This window comes from Azorhizobium doebereinerae UFLA1-100 (genome assembly GCF_000473085.1).
Taxonomy (GTDB): domain Bacteria; phylum Pseudomonadota; class Alphaproteobacteria; order Rhizobiales; family Xanthobacteraceae; genus Azorhizobium; species Azorhizobium doebereinerae.
In genome coordinates, this window is sequence record NZ_AXBA01000025.1 from 94,305 (window position 1) to 102,245 (window position 7,941).

Here is a 7,941-nt window from a genome sequence, read left to right on the forward strand (position 1 = left end):
GCGGATGCGCTGCTCCGGCCCGTGCCTCTTCGGCGCGTTCAAGGCCGGATCAGGCCTACCGGCCGAGATAATGCGGCTGGCGCCGTTCGATCCAGGCGTCGAGCCCCTCGCGCAGATCATGGGTGGGCACCATGCGGGCGAACTGCTCGCTTTCCATCTGCAAGCCCTCGGCAATGGACAGGTTGATGCCGCGGGTCACCGCCGTGAGGATGCTGGCCACGGCTACCGGCGAATGCCGCATGATGCGCCGCGCGAGCGCCTGCGCCGCCGGCAACAGCTCGCCATGGGGCACGATCTGGTTGACGAGGCCCAGAGCGAGCGCGTGCGCCGGGGGGAAGCTGTCGCCGGTCAGCAGCAGCTCCAGCGCCCGCTTGCGGCCGGCAAGGCGGGGCAGGCGCTGGGTTCCGCCGAAGGTCGGCGGCATGCCGAGCTTGATCTCCGGCTTGGCGAACAAAGCCTGCTCGCTGGCGATGGCGAGCGGAGCCGCCTCCGTGATCTCGCAGCCGCCACCGAAGGCGAGGCCGTTCACGGCGGCGATGATCGGCTTGGGAAAGGCCTCGATGCGCGCCGTCATGGCCTGCCCGCGCCGCACGAAGTCGCGCACCGCGCTCAAGGGTCCGAGGCCGACGCTGCGGGAGAATTCGGGAATGTCGCCGCCGGCGGAGAAGGCCTGGTCGCCGGCCCCGGTGAGAATGACCGCCGCCACCGACGCGTCGGTCTCCAGTGCATCGAGATGGGCGAGCAGGGCATCGGCCATGGCATAGTCGATGGCATTGAGCTTCTGCGGCCGGTTCAGCGTAAGCGTGGCGATTCCCGCGTTGACCTGGCAGAGGACGGGATGGGACATGACGGCTCCTTGGGTTTTGCGCCGGGGGGCATGCCCCGACGCTGGCCGCCGCCGTCGCCGCCGGCAAACGCGAAAAATGCGCGCGCGGGTGAGGAAAGCTCACCTGTTTGCGGCAATCGCCGGGGGAGAAAGGACTTGCGGGCCGTCCTGCCCTTGCCCTTTTGCCCCCCTTGAGCTATTAGCCGCGCCATTCCGCACGCGGACATCGGGCATATCGCCCATCCGGTGCCTTCGTCCCTGACGGGCCGAGGGTACGTCCGCGGAGGCTCAACCGGAGAATACCAAAGTGGCTCTTCCCGATTATTCCATGCGTCAGCTCCTGGAAGCTGGCGTGCACTTCGGTCACCAGTCTCACCGCTGGAACCCCAAGATGGCCCCGTACATCTTCGGCGTGCGCAACAACATCCACATCCTCGACCTGTCGCAGACCGTGCCGGCGCTCCACCGCGCCCTCCAGGCCGTGTCCGACACGGTGGCCCAGGGCGGCCGCGTGCTGTTCGTCGGCACCAAGCGCCAGGCGGCCGACCAGGTGGCCGATGCCGCCCGCCGCTCCGCGCAGTATTATGTGAATTCCCGCTGGCTGGGCGGCATGCTCACCAACTGGAAGACCATCTCCAATTCCATCGCCCGGCTGAAGAAGCTGGAAGAGATGCTGTCCGGCCCCGAGCAGGGCTCCGGCTACACCAAGAAGGAGCGCCTGACGCTCTCCCGTGAAAAGGAGAAGCTGGAACGCGCCCTCGGTGGCATCCGCGACATGGGCGGCCTGCCCGACCTGCTGTTCGTGATCGACACGAACAAGGAAGACATCGCCGTGAAGGAGGCCCAGCGCCTCGGCATCCCGGTGGCGGCCATCCTCGACACCAATTCCGATCCGGACGGCATCGCCTTCCCGGTTCCCGGCAACGATGACGCCGGCCGCGCCATCCAGCTCTATTGCGACCTCGTCGCCCGCGCCGCCATCGACGGCATCGGCCGTGGCCACACCGACCTCGGCGTGGACATGGGCGAGGCGGAGGCGCCGCTTTCTGAAGACCTGCCGGTCGAGACCAGCATCTGGTCCTCGTTCGAGCCCCTTTCGGGTCCGCGCGGCGTCGCCGACGACCTGAAGAAGCTGACCGGCGTGAGCCCCGAGATCGAGCAGAAGCTGAACGATCTCGGCGTGTTCCACTTCCAGCAGATCGCCGACCTCGACGCCACCGATGCCGTGCGCATCGGCGAAGAGGTGGGCCTGCCGGGCCGCGTGGACGGCTGGATCGCCCAGGCGAAGGGGTTCTCCGCCGAGACGGAGTGATCCTTCCAGCGTCTTGAAACTTGAGGTGAGGGGCGAAGCCCCGACGGCCGGCTCGGGAAACACCCTGGCCGGCCGTGGTGTGAGAAGAAGAGGAAGCTGAGCATGGCCGCGATCACTGCAGGACTCGTGAAGGAACTGCGCGACAAGACCGGCGCCGGCATGATGGACTGCAAGGCGGCGCTCACCGAGACCGACGGCGACATCGAGGCCGCCATCGACTGGCTGCGCAAGAAGGGCCTCGCCAAGGCCGCCAAGAAGGCTGGCCGCGTGGCCGCCGAGGGCCTGGTCGCGGTTGAGTCCTCCGGCCACTACGCCGCCGCCATCGAGGTGAATGCCGAGACCGACTTCGTCGCCCGCAACGCTGATTTCCAGGCGTTCGTGCGCGAAGCCGCCAAGGTGGCCCTCAATACGGACGGCACCATCGAAGCCGTGGCCGCCGCCCATTTCCCGGGCGAGAGCGTCACCGTGGCCGACAAGCTGGCCACGCTGATCGCCACCATCGGCGAGAACATGACTCTCCGCCGCGCGGCCAAGCTGACGGTGTCGGCGGGCGTGATCGCGACCTATGTGCATGGCGCCGTCTCCGAGGGCCAGGGCCGCATCGGCGTGCTCGTCGCGCTCGAATCGACGGGCGACGTGGACAAGCTCTCCACCCTCGGCCGCCAGATCGCCATGCATGTGGCCGCGCTGAACCCGCTGGCGCTCGACGCCTCCGGCATCGACGAGGCCACCATCGCCCGCGAGAAGGCCATCCTGCTGGAGAAGCACCAGGGCAAGCCGGCCAACGTGCAGGACAAGATCGCCGAGAGCGGCATGAAGACCTACTTCAAGGAGGTCACCCTCCTGGAGCAGCCGTTCGTGCACGACGGCTCCAAGACGGTCGCCCAGGTGCTCAAGGAGAACGAGGGCTCGGTCGGCGCGCCGATCAAGCTCACCGGCTTCGTGCGCTATGCGCTCGGCGAGGGCATCGAGAAGGAAGAGACGGACTTCGCCGCCGAAGTGGCTGCCGCGGCTGGCCAGTCCTGACCGCGGTCGGAGAGGGCACGGCCATGCCGGACCTTCCCTACCCACGCATCCTGGTCAAGGTCTCGGGAGAGGCCTTGATGGGATCCGAACCGTTCGGCCTGCATCCGCCGACGGTCGCCCGGATCGCCCGTGAACTCGTGGCCGCGCGTGAGCTCGGCTGCGAGGTCGGCGTGGTGGTGGGCGGCGGCAACATCCTGCGTGGCGCGCGGGTGGCGGGCGAGGATCTCGACCGCTCCACCGCCGATCACATGGGCATGCTCGCCACCGTCATGAACTGCCTGGCGCTGGAGGCGGCCATCGAGGCGGCGGGCCAGCCCGCCCGCACCATGTCGGCCATTCCCATGCCCACGGTCTGCGAGCCTTATGCCCGCCAGCCCGCCATGCGCCACCTGCGGCTCGGCCGCGTGGTGCTGCTGGCCGGCGGCACCGGTAATCCGTACTTCACCACGGACACCGGCGCCGTGCTGCGCGCGGCCGAACTGGACGCCGACGCGGTGCTGAAGGCGACCAACGTGGACGGCGTCTATACCGCCGACCCCAAGACCGATCCTCACGCGACGCGCTACGAGCGCATCACCCACGATCAGGCTCTGGCCTATGATCTCAAGGTGATGGATGCGGCCGCCTTCGCCCTTGCCCGCGAAGCGGCGCTGCCCATAATCGTATTCTCCATCCGTGAGCCGGGCGCCATCGTCGCCGCGGCGAAGGGGGAGGGGCGCGTCACGGTGGTCTCGCCCTAGGGCGCACGCCGACTGGCCTGCATCGCAGGCCGGTCGGGTCATGCGTTCTCCGTTCATCGCTTTCGAGGCGGATTCATCGCTCAGGCTGGTTCAGCCTGAGCGGATCCGGCTCAAGGGGGCTTCGCCGGCGCGGGGGAGGGACAGGCATCGCCTTCCACCTTGCGTCGGAACAAATCTCCCGCATGTCGGGCCGCTGCGCGCCGTTTCTCCGGAGACGATGCCGTCTCGGTCTGGTGCCCGCGCCCACCCCGGTGGTGGGAGAGGGCGGCCGGAAACCTGCGTCGGCTCTTGACAGAGGCGTCGCGGGCGACCCATTCCAGCCCACGGCCTGTGGGCATGCGCGGCCGGTTGTGCCCGCGCCCCGACACGAAGGCGGGCGCGGCAGGCCGCGCCGCCGGAGAACATAGAGGACAGCCATGAGCACCGCTTTCGACATTGCCGATATCAAGCGCCGCATGGCGGGCGCCGTTGCATCGCTGAAGCAGGAACTCGGCGGGTTGCGCACGGGACGGGCGTCGGCCGCCCTGCTGGAGCCCATCCAGGTGGATGCCTATGGTTCGCACCTGCCGCTGGCCCAGGTGGCGACGGTGTCGGTGCCGGAGGCCCGCCTGCTGTCGGTGCAGGTGTGGGACCGCGGCATGGTCAATGCGGTGGAGAAGGCGATCCGGGACAGCAATCTCGGCCTCAACCCCAATACCGAAGGCCAGGTGCTGCGCATCCGCATCCCGGAGCTCAACGAGGAGCGCCGCAAGGAACTGGTCAAGGTCGCCCACAAATATGCCGAGGCGGCCAAGGTCGCCGCGCGCCATGTGCGCCGCGACGGCATGGACCTCCTGAAGAAGCTCGAGAAGGACAGCGCCATCAGCGCAGACGACATGGAGCGCCATTCCAAGGAGGTCCAGAAGGTCACCGACGAGACCATCGCCGAGGTGGACCAGACGCTCGCCCACAAGGAAAAAGAAATCCTGTCGGTCTAAGAACCGCTCAGCGTGACGGGGGAGCGGGCCATGTCCCGGGCAGACGGCGTTCAGGAGACCGGCGCCCCGTTGCAGACGGGGGTGCCGGTTCATGTGGGCGTCATCATGGACGGCAATGGCCGGTGGGCGACCTCGCGCAACCTGCCGCGCGTCGAAGGCCACCGTCGCGGCGTGGAAGCCCTGCGCCGCTGCGTGCGCGCCGCCCGCGAGATCGGCATCCGCTACCTGACCATCTACAGCTTCTCCAGCGAGAACTGGTCGCGGCCGGTGAGCGAGATTTCCGAGCTCATGGGCCTGCTGCGGCGCTTCCTGCGGCACGATCTGGCCGACCTGCACGCGGCCAATGTGAAGGTCCGCATCATCGGCGAGCGCGCCGGCCTGTCGCGCGACCTGTGCCTGATGCTGGACGAGGCCGAGGCGCTGACCCGCGACAATACCGGCCTCACCCTGGTGGTGGCGTTCAATTACGGCAGCCGCCAGGAGATCGCCGAGGCGGCCGCCCGCCTTGCCGCCGAAGTGGCGGCGGGGACGCTGAGGCCGGAGGAGATCACCGCCGACCTCCTGGGCAGCCGCCTGTCTACCGCCGGCATCCCGGACCCCGACCTCATCATCCGTACCAGCGGCGAGCAGCGGCTCTCAAACTTCCTGCTGTGGCAGGCGGCCTATGCGGAACTGGTCTTCCTGCCGATCTACTGGCCGGAATTCGACCATGCCGCGCTTCTGGGCGCGATCCAGGAATACGCCCGGCGGGATCGCCGGTTCGGCGGGCTTGCCGCCCGAACCGGCAGCTGATGCCCGTGATCGGCGGACGCGACCTCAAGCAGCGCACCCTGTCCGCGGTGGTCCTGGCGCCAGTGGTGCTGGCGGCCACCTATTTCGGCGGCGCGCCCTTCCTCCTGCTGTGGACGGTGGCGGCGCTGGGCGTGGTGTGGGAATGGGCCAGCGTCGCCCGCATCACGCCGGGCCCGCTGTTCTACGGCATCGGCGGCATGGTGCTCATCGGCTGCATGATCCTGCTGCTGCTGGGCGAGCCCGGGACCACCGCCTGGCTGGTCATCGCCGGCGCCGCAGCCTGCGCCGTCACCACCAAGCCCCGGCTCTGGTCCACCCTCGGCTTTCTCTGCGCCGCCGCCGCCGCGCTGCCCGTGCTGGTGCTGCGCGGCGACGATCAGGTGGGGATGCTGGCGGTCCTGTTCCTGTTCGCCGTGGTCTGGGGCACCGACATCGCCGCCTATTTCACCGGCCGGGCGCTGGGCGGGCCGAAGCTCTGGCCGCGCCTGTCGCCCAACAAGACCTGGTCCGGCGCCGTGGGCGGCGCGGTGTTCGGCACCCTGGCGGGGCTGGCCGTCGCCCTGGCCGGCGGGCTCGTCTTCACGCCCGTGCTCATCGCCATCGGCCTCGTTCTCAGCATCGTGGCGCAGTCGGGCGATCTGGCGGAATCCGCCTTCAAGCGCACCTTCGGCGTGAAGGATGCGAGCAAGCTCATTCCCGGGCATGGCGGCGTGCTGGACCGGCTGGACGGCTTCGCCACGGCGACGCTCGCCGCGCTGCTGATCGCCCTGCTGCACGGCGGGGCGACGCCTGCGGCCGGGCTGCTTCTATGGTAGGACGTCAGTCATGACAGCGGTCTCCATCCTTGGCGCCACGGGCTCCGTGGGGCGCAGCGCCGCCAAGGTGCTGGCCGGGGCGGGGGACGCCTTTCGCGTCGAGGCCGTGGCGGGCGGGCGCGACCCGCAGGCCCTGGCCGACATGGCGATCCGCCTGAACGCCCGTTTCGCCGCCATTGCCGACGAGGCCGCCGGGGCCGGCCTCGCGGAGCTTCTGGCCGGAACCGGCATCGCCAGCGGCGCGGGCCGAACAGCCGTGCTGGAGGCGGCGGCGCGCGAGGCGGATGTGGTCATCGCCGGGATTTCCGGCATCGCCGGACTGGAGCCGACCGTCGCGGCCTTCGCCGCCGGGCGGCGCATCGGTGTCGCCAACAAGGAATGCCTGGTGGCGGCGGGCAGCTTCTTCATCGCCGAGGCGGCGCGCACCGGAGCCGACCTGTTTCCGGTGGATTCGGAGCACAATGCCGTCTTCCAGGCGCTCAGCGCCGGGCCGCGCAGCGCGGTGGAGCAGGTGATGATCACGGCCTCGGGCGGGCCGTTCCGCACCGCCACGCGGGAGGTGATCGCGCGGGCGACGCCGGCGGACGCGCTGAAGCATCCCAACTGGTCCATGGGCGCGAAGATCACCATCGATTCGGCCACCCTGATGAACAAGGGGCTGGAGCTGATCGAGGCGCACCATCTGTTCGCGGTGCCGCCCGAGCAGCTCGATGTGGTGGTCCACCCCGAATCCATCGTCCATGGGACGGTGTCATTCGTGGACGGCTCGGTGGTGGCGGTGCTGGCCATGCCGGACATGGCCCTGCCCATCGCCCATTGCCTCGCCCATCCCGGCCGGCTGCCCACCAACTGCCGCCGGCTGGACCTCGCGACGCTGGGCCGGCTGACCTTCGAAGCCCCCGACGTCGGGCGCTTTCCTTGCCTCGGGCTTGCACGGGCGGCTCTCGCGGAGGGCGGATCGGCGCCGACCATCCTCAACGGCGCCAATGAGGTGGCCGTCGCCGCCTTCCTCGACGGACGCATCGGCTTCTATGGAATCGCTGCCACCGTTGAGGAAACGCTCGCCCGCAGCGGGCGGGGGAGGGCGCCCGGATCGGTCGCCGAGGCCATGGCCATTGATGCCGACGCCCGGCGCATCGCCCTTTCCCTCTTGCCTAGGGCCCAGACTCATAACCAGTAGCTTACGGCTGCGGCGATGGAGACGGCGGCCAGGAAGTTGGTCGCGAGCCGGTCATATCGTGTGGCGATGCGCCTGAAATCCTTGAGGCGGCAGAACATGCGCTCTATGGCGTTTCGGTCGCGGTAGAGTGCTGGCGAAAAGCAGTTCTTCCAGCGCCTGTTCGAGCGGGGCGGGATGTTCGGCATGGCGCCAATGCCCTCGACCTGTCGGCGGATGGCATCGCTATCATAGCCCTTGTCACCATGGAGGATGCGGGTACAGGACATCTGGCGC

Annotated in this window: 9 protein-coding genes; 7 read left to right on the plus strand and 2 right to left on the minus strand. The window is 69.2% G+C overall.

Features of this window, described 5'->3' with window-relative positions; translation table 11 throughout:
- Nucleotides 1–55 precede the first annotated feature (55 nt).
- On the minus strand, nucleotides 56–847 hold the full coding sequence (locus YU1_RS0117795; protein WP_029005233.1) for a crotonase/enoyl-CoA hydratase family protein: 792 nt from the start codon (nucleotides 845–847) through the stop codon (nucleotides 56–58).
- A gap of 286 nt (nucleotides 848–1,133) precedes the next feature.
- On the opposite strand from YU1_RS0117795, the gene YU1_RS0117800 reads away from it, so the two are divergent.
- From YU1_RS0117800 to dxr, 7 genes are all read left to right on the plus strand, one after another.
- Nucleotides 1,134–2,138, plus strand: a complete 1,005-nt coding sequence (locus YU1_RS0117800) for a 30S ribosomal protein S2 (RefSeq protein WP_029005234.1) — start codon at nucleotides 1,134–1,136, stop codon at nucleotides 2,136–2,138.
- Nucleotides 2,139–2,240: 102 nt separating this feature from the next.
- Entirely contained in the window at nucleotides 2,241–3,164 is a 924-nt protein-coding gene (tsf, locus tag YU1_RS0117805; protein ID WP_029005235.1) for a translation elongation factor Ts, read from the plus strand.
- Between the two features lie 23 nt (nucleotides 3,165–3,187).
- On the plus strand, nucleotides 3,188–3,904 hold the full coding sequence (gene pyrH, locus YU1_RS0117810; protein ID WP_029005236.1) for a UMP kinase: 717 nt from the start codon (nucleotides 3,188–3,190) through the stop codon (nucleotides 3,902–3,904).
- A 416-nt stretch (nucleotides 3,905–4,320) separates the two neighbouring features.
- Entirely contained in the window at nucleotides 4,321–4,881 is a 561-nt protein-coding gene (gene frr / locus YU1_RS0117815) for a ribosome recycling factor (protein ID WP_029005237.1), read from the plus strand.
- Nucleotides 4,882–4,911: 30 nt separating this feature from the next.
- Nucleotides 4,912–5,673, plus strand: a complete 762-nt coding sequence (locus YU1_RS0117820) for an isoprenyl transferase (protein WP_029005238.1) — start codon at nucleotides 4,912–4,914, stop codon at nucleotides 5,671–5,673.
- Nucleotides 5,673–6,488 carry a phosphatidate cytidylyltransferase gene (locus YU1_RS0117825; protein ID WP_035715784.1) on the plus strand — a complete coding sequence of 272 codons (816 nt, stop codon included), beginning with the start codon at nucleotides 5,673–5,675 and terminating at the stop codon, nucleotides 6,486–6,488. The genes YU1_RS0117820 and YU1_RS0117825 overlap by 1 nt, the downstream gene beginning before the upstream one ends.
- A 10-nt stretch (nucleotides 6,489–6,498) precedes the next feature.
- The gene (dxr, locus tag YU1_RS0117830) at nucleotides 6,499–7,668 is read left to right on the plus strand and encodes a 1-deoxy-D-xylulose-5-phosphate reductoisomerase (protein ID WP_029005240.1); all 1,170 of its coding nucleotides are present in this window, start codon (nucleotides 6,499–6,501) and stop codon (nucleotides 7,666–7,668) included.
- On the opposite strand, the gene YU1_RS0117835 is transcribed toward dxr, so the two are convergent.
- On the minus strand, nucleotides 7,656–7,941 hold a 286-nt coding region (locus YU1_RS0117835), incomplete at its 5' end, for an IS5/IS1182 family transposase (protein ID WP_029005241.1). The genes dxr and YU1_RS0117835 overlap by 13 nt on opposite strands.